This window comes from Sunxiuqinia indica (assembly GCF_009847015.1).
Lineage (GTDB): Bacteria > Bacteroidota > Bacteroidia > Bacteroidales > Prolixibacteraceae > Sunxiuqinia > Sunxiuqinia indica.
In genome coordinates this window covers 243,978-259,529 of record NZ_WVEM01000001.1, presented here as the reverse complement: position 1 = coordinate 259,529, position 15,552 = coordinate 243,978, and the positions used below count along the sequence as shown (strand labels likewise).

General features: G+C 40.8%; 7 protein-coding genes. 1 reads left to right on the top strand and 6 read right to left on the bottom strand.

Translation table 11 applies throughout. The features are described 5' to 3' along the window. The first annotated feature begins 291 nt into the window (after positions 1-291). Entirely contained in the window at positions 292-1,242 is a 951-nt protein-coding gene (locus GR929_RS00975; protein WP_159517041.1) for an AraC family transcriptional regulator, read from the top strand. Positions 1,243-1,366: 124 nt separating this feature from the next. Here the strand turns inward: GR929_RS00975 and GR929_RS00970 are convergent, their stop codons facing one another. The 6 genes from GR929_RS00970 to GR929_RS00945 form a co-directional block, all read right to left on the bottom strand. Next, complete coding sequence (locus GR929_RS00970) at positions 1,367-3,574, bottom strand: right-handed parallel beta-helix repeat-containing protein (RefSeq protein WP_159517040.1); 2,208 nt, start codon at positions 3,572-3,574, stop codon at positions 1,367-1,369. 124 nt (positions 3,575-3,698) lie between these two features. Next, entirely contained in the window at positions 3,699-6,431 is a 2,733-nt protein-coding gene (locus tag GR929_RS00965) for an alpha-d-galacturonidase (protein ID WP_159517039.1), read from the bottom strand. Between the two features lie 12 nt (positions 6,432-6,443). Then, entirely contained in the window at positions 6,444-9,275 is a 2,832-nt protein-coding gene (locus tag GR929_RS00960; RefSeq protein WP_159517038.1) for a glycoside hydrolase family 2 TIM barrel-domain containing protein, read from the bottom strand. Between the two features lie 376 nt (positions 9,276-9,651). Further along, positions 9,652-11,142, bottom strand: a complete 1,491-nt coding sequence (locus GR929_RS00955; protein WP_159517037.1) for a RagB/SusD family nutrient uptake outer membrane protein — start codon at positions 11,140-11,142, stop codon at positions 9,652-9,654. A gap of 20 nt (positions 11,143-11,162) precedes the next feature. After that, complete coding sequence (locus GR929_RS00950) at positions 11,163-14,444, bottom strand: TonB-dependent receptor (protein ID WP_159517036.1); 3,282 nt, start codon at positions 14,442-14,444, stop codon at positions 11,163-11,165. Positions 14,445-14,546: 102 nt separating this feature from the next. Continuing rightward, a complete protein-coding gene (locus GR929_RS00945; RefSeq protein WP_159517035.1) occupies positions 14,547-15,542 on the bottom strand; it encodes a FecR family protein in 996 nt (331 codons plus the stop codon). Between the last annotated feature and the right edge of the window lie 10 nt (positions 15,543-15,552).

Below are 15,552 nucleotides of genomic sequence, written 5' to 3'. Positions count from 1 at the left end.
TTTCGAAATAAATGATAGCGATTGGTTATTATTAACATGCTCAGTTCAAGCCCTATCATTTTAGTTATTAGTTCGTTTTTGTCGTTCAATCTACACTCACAACCCAATCAATCCTATTTCACTAAATACCAGATTAATAATAATTATAAGTCTAAATCAAATATCTACATTTTAATAAAAATAAAATGCTATTTTCAGTCGGCGGTCGATTCTATAAATTCTTTTTCTTATTTTTGAATAATCAGCCTGAAAAGAAGAGGCTGACAGGATTCAAATCCAAGCATTCTTCACATGGAAAATTTAACACCACACAGTACTCTCAACCAGAAAAATAAAAGTGGAAACCATGGTATTTGGTGGCACGAAAACGATCCGGGTCCATTAGAAACAACTCCTTATATCAGGCAGTATGGTAGCATGAAATTTTCCAAAGTCAGAATGGATGAAACCATGTTCCCTCACTTGAATGACGGTATTGAAATTCATTTTGTAAACAGCGGAAAATACAAATGGGTGGTCGAAGGAAACGAAATTGAACTATTACCGGATAACCTTTCGATAACAGCTCCCTGGCAGCTGAACGGGAGTCCTGGCGGGAAAATGGATATTGGCGAAATCACCTGGATTGTAATTAAGCCGGAACAATACGCTATAAACACTCCCCTTCAGCTCGGATCATGGACAAGATTATCAAAAGAGTTTCAGGAAAGTTTGGGAAATCTATTGATTCACGAAGGCGCGATTGTCATTAAAAAGGCTAAAATTTTTAAAAAGTACTTTGTGGAATTAAAAAAAGAATTGACCAACCAACAAAGTGGTTTTGAGATTATGGTTGGTAATATTATTGAAAATCTTTTCATCGAGCTCCACCGGAACCTTTCTTTCAGAAAACAAAAGATTGAGCACGAGGATAGTTTTATCGAGAAACTGAACCAAATAATCAATGCCGACTTAAATAAAAAATGGGTTATCGACGATTTAGCACATCAGTTTGGAATGGGGAAAACAAAATTCACCAAAGAAGTCAAAGAACTATCGGGCTACCCACCAAACAGTTACATTATAAATCTTAAAATTGAAAAAGCCATTGACTTAATGAAAGATGACCAAACAAGTCTATCGGACATTGCATATGCCTGCGGATTTTCCTCGCTTCAACATTTTACCTCCATATTTTCACAACGCATTGGTATAAGTCCGGGCAAATACAAAAAAACGCGACCCCCTCAACAACACACCTAATATTCTAGCCGAATATTACACCAGCTATTAGTGCTTATAAAAAAGAACGACCTTGGGGAAGACTTCCCCAAGGTCGCTTTATCGCTACATGAATTTATTCTTTTACCCTTTTAAGGAACCCGAATTAATGAAACACGTCCCCTTCCTTAAAATCTGCCGGATGAATTAAGATCTTCTCCGGTTCCTCTGCAGGAATGATATCCTTAAATTCTTCTTCAATCCCTGCATTAGCAATAATCTTTAGGGCTTCACCTGAAAACTCGTTGCTATCTCTGAAGTTATAGGTATCTTTTATCAAGTTATTGGTGCCGTTGTCCATCAACAGGTTATTCTTTACGTAGTTTTCGTAAACCACATTATCATGACACCTTTTCGTCCAAAAATGCAACCACATCCACTTATAACTTGGATTATCCACCACATTTCTGGTGATTGTCAGGTAGGCAGACCCATCATCAGGATAAATACACCGGGGGCCGTTGTACACATAATTCCCTTCAATTCTTGATTCAGGCTGCTCTCCAAGCATATAAATAATCCCGCCATCATCCAGTACCTGATGGGTATTACCGGCCTTATTGTAGCGAATCAGGTTATTCTTTGCGACCTTTGAGGGAGGAATGCTTGCGTTTCCCCACCACCAGCCGCAGGTAATTGCCCCGTATGGTGTTCCGTCAATGTCGTTGTGCTCAATGGTTGTATTGGCAACAAAGAAGGAAGTGATTCCCTCAACCTGTCTGAAATCCAGGCTCACATTCCGAACATAGTTGTTGCTAATTCTATTATATTCACAAAGCCCTTCAATACCAACGGCAAAAACGGCTCCGTCACCTTTTTTATAATACTTCGGTTGACTGAGATCTAGTGAATTGCTTGCCAGTTCACTATTTTGCACATCGCCGGCAGGGCTTATCGTTCCAGCTAAATCCGGACCGGCCAGTTGGTTTTTCTTGATAGAAAGTGATTTTGCCTGGTTAATTTGTAAAGCAGCCCCCGAGATTTCACTGTTATTATATTCCGTGGGAGCCAAATTACCAGCACGTGGGCCATCACCAATTTTATAATGTTGTGAATGACCGATATTTACAGAATTACCTAAAAGATCGTTAAAGTAATTACCTTCCACCACACTATTTTGTACATCATTAACAAAGTTGATTGCGGTAGCTGAACTAAGCCCTTTAAATTGGTTTCTTTCGAAGGTGATGTGTTCTGCATTTTGAACCTGAATGGAACCTCTTGGGATATCGGTGCTGTTATATTCACTGGGATGCCAATTCCCATCGGGAATATATTTTACCGCAAGCCCTAAACATTGAATTCCGGCAAAACCATGAGATCCTGCAACTTCCATTAGCTGCCAGTGGTCGTGTGAGAAGGTAATTCCTTCAAAACGAATATTTTTAACCCTTGATTCTACTGATGAGCCTTTGATTTGCATTAATCCGTCAGTAACCGGAGCGACTACTTCAGCAACCGACATATCTTCACCATCGCTATAGTAATAGATTGTTTTTGTTTGGCGGTTAAAATAAAACTCACCCGGGGAATCCAACAGTTCATAAGCATTCCTGACAACGAAATTTTTCTCATAATTGATCTTTCCTGCCCAGGCCATCGAAGTTGCTATAGCCCCGTATGGCTGTTGCAGTTTAACAACGGTTGTATCACCAATTCTTTCCATTTCACGAGCACACAGGATTTTCTCTGTCCACACGTTAAATTGGACTAATTCAATATCTTCCGGATGTTCATACAGACCAACATCTTTGGCCTTAAATTTTATTCCATCAATGGCAGTTCCCGGTCCAAATGCCCAGCTTTCCTCTCCGGTAACATTAAATGTTCCCCAATCTCCCTGACCAGCAACTGGTATATCAGTTCCAGCCATTCGCATCCTTTTGCCATTAACAAACAGAGTCCTAAGTTTGCTATCCCGGTCGAGATGTGCTTTGTAAATATCTCCTTTAACTTTTTCCCATCCGCTCACTCTAATTCCACCACTGATTACAGGAGTTTCATTGCCATATGCTTTGTAGATAACGTGAAAGCCATTCATCCCGGAATCATTTTCTTTAAATACAAGCGGAGCTGATAAATTATATGTCCCTCCGTGTAAATAAACAACGATATCCTCCGACATACGACTGTTCTTTTTGGCTACGGCTTTTTGTGCCGACTGAATCGAATTAAAGGGTGACTCAAGTGTTCCCCTGCCATCTTTAACAGCCTTAGGCGATACATGAAATACGTGTTGTGCCCGCCCTCCAATGGAAAAAAGAATTAGCAAAGTGAGGGACAAGAAAATTGTACGTTTTTGTTTTTGACTCATCGTTCTATGGTTTTAATAAATTCTAATTCTTTTCATTTGGTTTTTATTCCGTTTTCTGCCCGATATCTTTCTTCTTTTCACTTAACAATCTACATGCAATTTCTAAATTCATTGCCATCAAATTCTAATAAAACAACCAATCTACAGAGGCCTCTCCTTCTACTCCCACGCCAGCATCATGTATTGGTATATTCGTGTCGCCATTGATAAAACCAAGGACGAGGACACGTCCTTTTCCCAAAACTAACTCATGTTCTCCGGCTTCATAGCGATAAGAATAAATATTGACCGGATATAAGCCGGGGATCAGCATGGCATTAGCTATTTTTATATCTGCTTGCCCTCGATCATTGGCTTGCGCATTGGTTTCCAATGTTGGAGGTTTCAAGGTAGTGTATGAATTGGTATTAAAATACCCGACTAAAACCTTCACAGGTTCTTCGGTTTTAAACCGCAACACAGTGCCTTTTTCTTGTTGTTCTTCATCGGAAAAACGAACACCTGATAAATTCTTTAACTCTGGGGCAACTTCTTTGATTTTTGCTGAGTTGTCGGTATATACTTGCTCTCCCTTTGTTAAAGAATAGCGTTTAGTATCTTTATTTAAAACAGTGACTTCAGCCGGCTTGTATGCTTCAAAATTCATTGAAACTTGTCCACTTTCTGATTTCAGCATATTCAAGTTTCTTTTGAAATTTTCCAATTCATCCTGGTAATGTGGAAGCAACTCTTTCCATGTTTTGTTCTTTCCATCCCGCCCGGTAATCGGAATCCGTCGTTGAGCTGTTTGCATGCTATTGGCGTACAAGTAAGTATCCTCGGTCAGTTCAACGAGCTGTTTAAAGTGCTCAACACTCTTTTCCAACATCGGAACGGCTTTTCCCAAATCAGTTATGTCATTGGAATATTTGAAACGTAAAGCCAGTTCAGCTGCTTTTACTTTTTCAGCAAAAAAATTGGCAAAGGCATTGTAACAATACACATCATTTTTCAGTCGTTCAAATTCGGCCTCGTTTTTGCCCACTGAGCCCGATGCCGCTTCAATGGCTTCAACAGCCAGCCTGCCATGCTCAACGACCTCTTTTCTGATTTGTGGCGGTGTTTCTCCCACATGTTGCTCTCCGTTCCACTCTTTCTCGGCATATTCAATAAGGATTTCGCCAACCGGTCCATTTGATGTCAGGAAATTTTGATAAACATGGTATTTGTATGGATTGACTAGTTGTCCCATGAACATGCCTAAAAGCAGCGTTTGACGATTACCATCAGAAATTCCGAAAGTTCGCAGTAGTTTGGGAGCGATCTCACCGGTTTGCTCATAAGCTTCCAGGATATCCTTTCCATTTGACGTTCCATAAAAGTCGTCCAGCTTGTTACTCCAGTAGTCAATTTCATCCAAACGCTCTCTTTTCGAGTTCCATGCATACCTGGCCCAGGTTTGATACCAAATCCAGTCTCGTTCCATTTCCAACAGGCGCGGCTCTGTTTTATCAGCCGAATAAGGCCAGTCCCAATATGAAGCCTGTGGGTAAAGATGTAGTCCGTTAGCTCCTTGCTTTTCGTGCATGGCCTGAACACTTTTCTGAATAAAATCGGGCGATCCGTAGCGGAAAGGTTCAAGGTTAGCTAAAATATGAACATTGGAGATATGCACGGAGCCAAGCTCACTAAGTGCCGTCGGGATAGACTGCCAGGCATCGCGGGGCTCATAAGTCGTTAGTGACTCTCCATTGTATTTGAATGTTGTGTACAGATTCTTGTATACCGGCAAGGAAGCTTCCATGACGCGTTTGGCATCCGTATCGTGGCCGCGCAAAACAATAGGCGGTTCTTTTTCAATCCCCAGTTTTTCCAGTCCGTCTTTTACCCCGGGAATGATGGTTTTGGTGAACCATTCCACATCATCATCGATGGTGTGCATTGCCTCTCCCAAAGTCACCAATAAGCCCACATTCGGATATTTTTCTATGAAAGCAGCAATCGATTTTCGGGTGTAGTCTGCAATAACCGGAGTAATTGGTCGGCTGCGTTCCTGTGTTTTTATATCATGCTTTTCAGCAAAAGGTTTTGAAACAATAATATTGTAGAACATTTGAATCACCCAGATTCCGCGTTTATCAGCCTCTTTGGTTAAAAATGCAAATACCTCTTCGTTCTTTTTGAACGTTTCATCGTCAACCTCAACAGCATATGGGTAGTCCTCCAGTTTCACCAATGAAGCAAAAGGATGGCCATTCCACAAGTAAAGTGAATTGTAGCGGTTTTCGACCAACATGTCTAAATACTCAATCCAAAGCTCCTTGTCGTAAAACCAGGGGAAACTCTCTTCCGTATATGGATATTCATAAACCGTGCGACCCGGCAGGTATTCTGTCTTTTGAAGACCAATACACGTTCCTCGCATCACCATTTCCGGTTGATCTACAAGGTTCAATTTCTCAGGCAATTCACCAGTCGGTTTTAGTCGGTCAATTAGCTCAATACAACCATAAAGCGTTCCACTGGCATCTGCTCCCGCCACGTAAATATTTTGAGCTGAAGTACTGATAACAAACCCTTCTGACGATAGTGAATCTGGCTGCTGAATATTACTCGTTTCAAAAATATCGTCTCCTAAATTACCCACCACGATTTGTCTTGTGTCCTCTTCATTTACCGGGCTTGACACAATCTGCACCTGGTAGCCTTCAGCAGTAAGTGCACTGTTCAATTTCTGAACAGCATACTCCTCCCGGCTATTTTGCTGTTTTGAAACAAGACTAACTTTTTTGTTTTGTCCACATGCTAAAGATAGAAGAGCGATTGTGATAACGAGAAAATATTTGTTCGCTAAAGAATGAGAAACTGACTGATTCATTGTGTTGGCAACTTATTGGTTTATAGAGAAGTTGAAATAAAGTGTCATTTGCTGACTGCGAATCCGCCAGTCATCAAATGGTCCGTAATCAAAGAATTTGTTCTTTCGCCCTGCAGGCCCCAAATTCCAGGCTTCGTTAGTCTTAGATCCGATTGCGGGAATGGCTTGCATAAAAGAAATATCACCTCCCGGGAAAGCCGGAACAACTCGTGGATCAAAAGGATCAGGTTGCGCAGGGGTATATAACCTCAGGAAGACATTGTCAGTTGAAGTTGCAAGGGTGAAGGATTGCTCTTTTGACTGGATTTTCGCCCAGTACAGATTAGCATGGTAACCTTTAAATTCCGGGTAAACGAGAGGACTAACACTCGTGATTGTATTGTTATAGTCTTTCTGATGGATGCCGAACTCAACTCCTTGCAAGCGATTTTTCCATACGCGATAAGGTCCATTTCCTAACCATTCAACGCCTTCTACCAATTCTTCAGGGTAGCTGAAATTTACTCCCATGTAGTCAAAATCTTTGTCATATAGCGGTGAGGTATAATACAAATGCAACTTTGCCCAGCCATTTGAGTAGAAAGTCCAGGTGAACTCTTTCATGCGCGACGAATCTGAATTTTCAGTTTCAAATAAACTGGTGATGGTCAAACTATCATTATAAGCCTTTGTTTCGAGGCCTCTAAAAGCAGTAACTCCGGCACTGATTTCAGGTCCGCTGTGAAAGGGAATTTCCCCTTTGGCATTAGTTACTTTCTTTAACATGCCGTCATTTTTTCCAATTAAAAACTCAATTGTTCCGGCATTGATATGAAACAAGCTATCGGTTTCAGTTAAAGACAGAGTCGATTTATTGGTCTCTGCAGGGATCAACTTACCAACCAGGTCAGCCGGAATCACCAGTGGATAACCCCAGGTGTACAATTCTTTTCCAAAACGATCAGTGGCAGTGATGTACAGCACATCGTATTTTTTCCAATCAGAAGGTACGGGAATCTCAAGTGTCCCTTTTCCCCTTGGTGCGATATCCGGAGCAGGAATGCTTCCGCTCAATTCGTCGGGCTTTGCCTTTCCTCCAGGTAGCCGTAATTCCTTTAATTTATAGCTGAAAGAACATGCTTTTAAATTCGTGTATATATAGCGATTTTCAATTTCTATTTTCTTATCCCATTGAGCTGTAATTTCAAGCTCTTCCGGTTGAACCGGAGACCATATTTCTTTAATGGCAAAATAGCTGCCTTCACGCTCCAGCTTTGGCCCCACAATACCATCAGCACCATGGCTACCATCCGTGTCGTAAACTTCACCCTCTTTGTCGGTTCGCAAAACACCCTGATCAAGCAAATCCCATAAGAAGCCACCTGCAGCTTTCGGCTTATCCCAAATATAATTCCAGTAATCGGACAAGCTGGCGCCTAGCCCCCCATCATACATTCCGTGCAAAAATTCGGTAGGCAATGTAATTAGCGGGCCGTTCCAAAATGTTCCGGCACCGTAATTATAACCACGATAGTGCTGCGTTGCTATTCCATTGTGCTCCATCCACGGATAAATAACCACTCGCTTCTGAATATCGTACTGTGCGAACAAGGAATCAAAATTCGGATTATGGCCGCCTTCATTCCCGTTATCCCACATCACAATCGAAGGATGATTCACATCACGCGTTACCATTGCCTTAACAAGCTTTGGCCCTATTACATCATCGTAACTACCATGCCACCCGGCAAGCTCATTCAATACAAATAAGCCCAGTGAATCACACACGTCAAGAAAGTGTGAGTCGGGAGGATAATGCGACATGCGCACCGCATTCATATTCATCGACTTGATCAGTTCGACATCTTCAATGCTCAATGCCTTACTTGACGCTCGTCCGCATGTTGACCGAAATGTGTGGCGGTTCACGCCTTTGAATTTCACTTTTACACCATTTACATAAATGCCATCGCGCTGACGAACCTCAACCGTCCGGAATCCAAAACGAGTCGTTGTTTCGTGAATCGTTTTTCCTTTTGAAACCAACTCAAATTTTACCCGGTACAAATTGGGATCTTCCGGGTTCCAGCTTTCAATATTCTCAAATTTGGATTGAACTCTAACTTTTTCGACCTCTTTCGAAACCGGTACATGAAAAGGTTCCCCGATCTTTTGATTGTCAAGGCTGAAAACTTGCGCTCGCAATTCTCCATCTTTCGGACTGTTTTTCAGAAAAACATCAGCTGCAAAACTGCCATCAGCTTTTGCATCAATGGCTATGCGTTCGATATTTTCTTTGGGTTTGGCTTCCAAAAATACAGGACGAAATATACCTCCAAAAATCCAGTAATCGCCATGCAGTTCGGCTTTATTGACCGACTCATTCTCAGAAAGCTTAGCGACTGTAACCTCCAATAAGTTTGATTGCCCATACTTCAGCAATTTACTGATATCGTAACGAAACTCATAATAAGCTCCCCGATGAATTGGTCCGGCTAATTCTCCATTGATTTTCACTTCTGTATCAGTCATCGACCCTTGAAAAACGATATTGACCTGTTTTTGCTTCCAGTCTGACGGAACAGAAAACTCATACTTGTATAATCCCTTTTCATTCGCACGTTCGTTTTCTTTGACGTGCCCATAATTGTATTCACCAAATCCCTGAAGCTCCCAATTCGACGGAACGGGTATGGTTGTCCACTCACCTGACCGGATACCATCGGTACAATAGAACTGCCAATCAACAGTATGGTCGCAACCAGTTCCTGAAAGGTATTTTGTTTCAGTTTGTTGAGCTGAAACGCATAAACTAAAGAGAGAGAAGAGTGTAAGCGTTAACTTTTTTCGGAGGAATAAAATCATAACTATGGATATATTACCGTTTTCGAAGTTGATAAAAATCGATTAACTAATTTGATAGAATACTTTATTCTATAAACAACTATAGTTGAGTTACCCCTATGCTAAAATCGCATTGCACTTCTTAAAAATGAACCACTCCTGCTGATTCATGATAGGTTTTAGACAAACTCAAGCTGTAAAGATACAGAGCCAGAACCAAAGATGAAAACGTTTTCATAAGCATCTTTTGTACCTATGCTGTGCTAATTAAAAAAATAACATCCGAAAATTTATCTTCCTTATTTTTTTTTGTCGACCGCAATAAACGAATTGGGAACCTCTAATTAATCAGAGGTTCCCAAAATCTAATATTCGTTTAAATTAGTCACATAATAGTTTACTTATAGCCTGCATTTTGTGTAAAGTTCGGATTGGAATCCATCGCACGCTGTGGAATTGGGAACAGCACCATGTTATCATCCAGTACCGATTTGTTTTCCCAGGTTGTTTTTGTAAAGGTTTCGAAACGAACTTGATCCGTCCTACGCATTCCTTCCCAATACAATTCACGACCTCTTTCATCCAGCATCATATCAATACTTACAGAGATACTACTGGCACCACGAATGGTTCTTAATTCGTCAACGATACTCTGTGCGGTTTCACCTCCGGTTGGTGCCCCTCCACGCAAAATCGCCTCAGCTTTCATCAACCGGATATCAGCATAACGCATCAGAACAAAACCATCGTCGCTATTGGGATCATACTTTAATACCCGGATACCAGCATAATCGGTATTTCCCGAAAGCTTGATTTCACGCGTATACACCAAAGGTTCAGCTGAACGATTCAAATAAGGAGTACCATCTTCCTTGTATTGAGGCCCTATTAAGAATCCAAATCCTCGTCCAAATTCCTGCTTAGTACCAATACGCTGACCGTCTTCTTCAAATAAATCATAGAAACTACCAATCGTAGTAGCACCGTTCCAACCTCCCTGGCTATTGTGCAACTGTGGCCAGATCCACATGCCATTCCACCACCTGGTGTAGGTCAAAATTTTCTCTTTCCTGCTGTTTTGATTGAAGTTGTCGAAATAATTGGCTTCCAATTCGAAGCCAAAGGATTCAACAGCATCACAATGCTCAATGACCTTATTCATGTCAGCAGCATCAAAATTGTATGGACCTGCTGGACTATCAGCCTTATAAACAGCCTTATTTAGATAGAATTTTGCAAGCAGTGCATGAGCAAAAGCTTTACTAACCTGAGTTGGATCGGCAGATTCCGGACCACCGTCAGGAAGATCTGCCATTACAGATTCCAGTTCACTCACGGCATAATCAAAAGCAGCAGAACGAGTCCATACTGCCGGGTATTCATCAACTCCTTGTGTCACTTCGCGAAAAGGCACCTGCCCAAACAAATCAATGATATGATACATGAAATAAGCCCTTAAGGTCTTTGCTTCTGCAGCCTGTTGGGCTGATGGGTTTGATGCTAAAATTTGTGTGCAATAATAGACGCCAACGTTCAAATCATCCCAAGTATCCAAAATGTACGTATGAGCCGGGTCCCAGGTATGCGTATGCAACAAACGAAATACGCCACCATTTCCCCAATCGGTTGCACGAGTCGGGATGATCATTTCATCAGAAGTGGGTTCATTTAACCCGGCGACACCGGTGTACGAACTCCCAACGATATCTCCAAGCTTTCCGTAAGCTGAGTTCAAAACGGCGGCCACATCAACAGCTGAAAAGCCGTCATCCGATTGTTCAACAAAATAGGAATCGTTAAATTCAACTTCGAGGTCAGTGCACCCTGGCATAAAAAATCCTGCCACCAGACCACAAACAATCAGTATATATTTATAATTCTTTTTCATTTTAATCAATTTGTTCGGTTTTAAAATTGTACTTTAAGTCCCATCAATATTGTTCTTGCACGAGGGTATGTCGTATAGTCAATACCCATCGAAGGTACGCCACCACTACCCTTGTTAACATTCACCTCAGGGTCTTGTCCACTATAATTTGTAATAACAAATAAGTTTTGACCGGTTACATACAATCTTAGTTTTGAGATGTATTTTGAGTTTTTGAAAGGAACGTTATAGCCTAAACTCACGTCCTGTAATCTAACAAATGAACCATCTTCGAGGAAGCGGGTAGAAGGGTCAGCTGTATTTATAGCAGCCTCACCGTTCCCAACGATGTCGCTGGTTACGTTACGTCCGATCGCCAAGTTACCGGCATAGAAAAATGCATTAGCCGTGTTACTGTATATCTTATGACCGAACTGTCCATTCAAGTACACATTGAAATCAAAGTTTTTATATCTGAACGTATTGGTCAAACCCATTGTAAATTTAGGGATCGGACTATCGCCTGTAAATTGAGGATTATCGCCATCGTAAATAGCAATACCGTTTTCATCAAATCCCTCAAATACCCGGATGTAATAGGTGTACATTGGATAGTCATTGGTAATTCGTTGAATGGTTACACCTGAAAGTCCTTGCCCGTCCAGAACTCCTGTTTCAATTGTTGTTGACAAATCTTCAACCTTATTTTTGTTGTAGCTCATGTTTGCGGTAACTCCCCAGTCAAAGTCATTTGCTTCAACGATATCTGCTGAAAGCGACAGTTCAACACCTGAGTTGACAATATTTCCGTCCAAATTTGTCCAATAGTATGCTTGGGGTGCCGGCTGGGCACTTTTCAATTGAAGTAATAAATCAGTGGTCTTTTTTTGATATACATCCAGTGAACCGCGAATTCTATTATTATTGAAACCGAAATCGACACCGGCATTAAATTGACTTGTTGTTTCCCACTTAAGATCAGGATTAGCGAAGGTTACGTTTCCTAATGATCCGGTAGTAATGTCTCCTGAACCATCAATAGTTGAACTTCCGTAGCGTTGTCTTTGCGAATAAAGGTTGCGAGGAATTTCCTGATTACCTGTTATCCCCCAACCTAGTCTCAACTTCAAGTTTGAAATGGACTCCGGGATAAAATCTTCTTCCGATATACGATATCCTAAAGCCATTGACGGGAAATAGCCATACTGGTTGTTTCCTCCAAATTTGGTAGAGCCATCAGCGCGAACAGTCGCTGTAAACAACCATTTGTCTTTGGTTACAAAGTTTACTCTTGCAAAATACGATTGCAATTCATCCCTTTGCATCGTTGTATTTCCAACAATTGATTCACCGGCAGCTAAATTATTCATCATCAAATCCAGATCATCGAAGCGAAATTTACCAGCATTCATGGATGCCGTTTTTGTTTCGAAATACTGGTATGAGTACCCTAAAAGACCGGTAAAAGCGACTTCGCCAAACTCCTTATTGTAGTTCAAAAAGTTTTCCCAAAGTCCGTTATCCATCGTTACCGAACTTAAACCTGCTTTTCCGTTTTCAAAAATATAATTGGCATACAATAATGGAGAATAAGCATAATATCTTTCGGACTTTGAAAGATCGCGGCCGTAAATCGACTTCAAGCTCAAGTCCTTGCTGATTTGGTATTCGGCAGAAAGACTGGCGAGTGCTCTAAGCGTATTAGTATTATCGGCACTATATGCCAGCATGGCTTTGGGGTTTAACCGATCAAACGATGGCTGATTGTATGAGCCGTCAGCTAAATAAACCGGTTCTGTTGGATTCATATAAAGAGCAGATGCAATTAAATCACCAAAATGGTTGGGGGAATTTCCAATAGGAACTCCCTGATCATCAACATCAGAAACCGTTAATTGACTGGATAATTTCAATTTATCATTAAAGAAGCTTCTGTTTCCGTTTACACGCAGCGTGTATCTTGTTAATTTACTTTCTTCAACAATACCATTCTGATCAAAATAGCTCATTGAAACACGGTAGTCTCCTTTTGTATCTGCGGTGCCATATGAAATATTATGAGATTGAGAAACACCAGTTCTAAATATCTGGTCTTGCCAATCTGTATTTGCACCGGCATCAAGCGTACTTGAGTTTCCTCCCAAGCCATTAATAGCACTTAAATACTCATCGGGGCCTAGTACATCATACTTTTTAGTGATAGAACTAAATCCAACCGATGAAGAATACTCAATACCGCCACCGGCACCTTTACCACTTTTGGTTGTAATAATCACAACACCATTGGCTCCGCGGGAACCGTAAATAGCCGTCGCTGAAGCATCCTTCAATATACTAATATCCTTAATATCATCGGGATTCAGAAAGTTCAATGGGTTTCGGGCAGTACTCCCGCCAAAACTAACATCTTCTCCTCCGGGTGAAACAGCATCGCCGCTCAATGCAACACCATCAATTACGTAAAGAGGATTATTTCCACTTCGAACTGATGAAGTACCGCGAATATTGATATTGATGCTTCCACCTGGTTCGCCACTTGCAGAAGTAATCTGTACACCAGCAGAACGTCCTTGGATTAACTGTTCGGGAGACGCAACCATCCCCTTGTTAAAATCGTCGGCACGAACCGATGAAACAGCGCCTGTTGCATCTTTAATTGAAGTTGTTCCATAACCGATCGCCACTACTTCATCCAAACCTATGGTTTCTTCTTCCATCGTTACATTTAATCTCGATTGGCCATCGACAACAACTTCCTTTGTTTTCAACCCGATAAAAGAAAAAACCAAAGAAGAGCCGTTTGCAACCTCTCTCAAAGCATAATTACCATCGATATCGGTAATTGTTCCGTTGGTAGTTCCTTTTACTACAACGGTTACACCTGGAATACCTTCGCCTGAAGTATTTGTTACTACTCCGGAAACATCCAGCGTTTGCATTGACCGCATATCAAATACAGATCCTTGCTTGCGTTTAACAACGATGTAACGGTCAATCATTTTGTATTCAAGGTCTGTTTCAGCTAGCAACTCATCAAGAACGTCTTGAATTTGTTTATTTTCAGTACTGATTGAAACATCTTGAAGAGACGAAATTTCATCGTTGTTGTAGTAAAAGTAAAATTCAGACTGATCCTCGATCTGTTTAAGAGCGTCAACCAATGTCCCGTTTTTTACATTCAGGTTTAATTTTGTTGATTGTGAGTAACCAGATGCACTTACGCTCAACGCAAAAACCAACATCAAAAAGCTCGTTAGTTTCATAATACGCAATAATTTTAGCAGCAGCACAGTATGTCCACTGAATTCACGTTGTTTTTTCATAAATTTGTAAGGTTTAATGAAACAATAATTGTTTTATTTTCCGGGCGATGAAATGGGTCTCAAGCACTTTCATCGCCCTCTTTACTATTGGTTTAATTTATTTTATTTTGAAATAACGGTTATTAAATTCTTGCCATTTGCTCTCTCTTTAGTTTCAAATTTTATTGGCGCCAGTAACTCCAGGGCCATAATGGTTTGCTCAATAGGTTTATTCAACAAGATGGTTCCTGTCAAATCATATTCTTTTAAACTTTCCTTTTCAAACTGAATTTCCACATTATACCAACGTTCCAGACGCATGGCAATATCACTGATCTTCTCTCCACTAAAAGCAACCTTACCGTCTTTCCAGCTGGTATAAAAATAAGGATCAGTGTTTGCAACTGTTAGAGGTTTTCTACTTGATTGCACTGCCATTTGGCCAGGAGCAATTTCTACAATTTTTTCTCCTTTAAGATTATTGATCTGAACCTTTCCTTCGACCAATACGACCGAATGATTTTCTTCTCCACGATAAGCCGCTACATTAAAAGATGTACCTACTACCTCCACTTCCATTTTGCTGGTTTTGACTTTGAACGGTAAATGTTTGTTTGGTGCAACTTTAAAAAATGCTTCTCCATCAATTGTTACGTTGCGAGAGTTCGTGTTAAAATTCTTGGGATATTTGAATACCGTTCCTGCATTTAGCCATACCTCTGTCCCATCAAAAAGAAAAAGATGGCTTGTTTGGCCATACATGACCTCTACTTGTGCATATTGATTATTGTTAGCAGTTTCGAAGATTGGTGAAAAAAAGTTACCAACTAAAAATGCAAAAATAAGGACAGCTGCATACTGAAGAGTCCGCTTAAAGTAGATCGTAAATTTTTGTTTACGAATGAGCTTCTCAACCTTGTTCCATGACTTTTGCTTATCGGCCTTTTGTAGTTGTCTCGATTCGAACAAACCATCCTTTATCGATTGGCCTTTCTGAAGTAGTTTCTGGTTTTCCGGGGTATTGCTCCATGCCTCAAACTTCTCCTTTTCTTCTTCACCTAACTCATCATGAAGTTTACCAGAAATTAGCTCCCACTTATCTTGATTTGTATTACTCATTGAATGATTG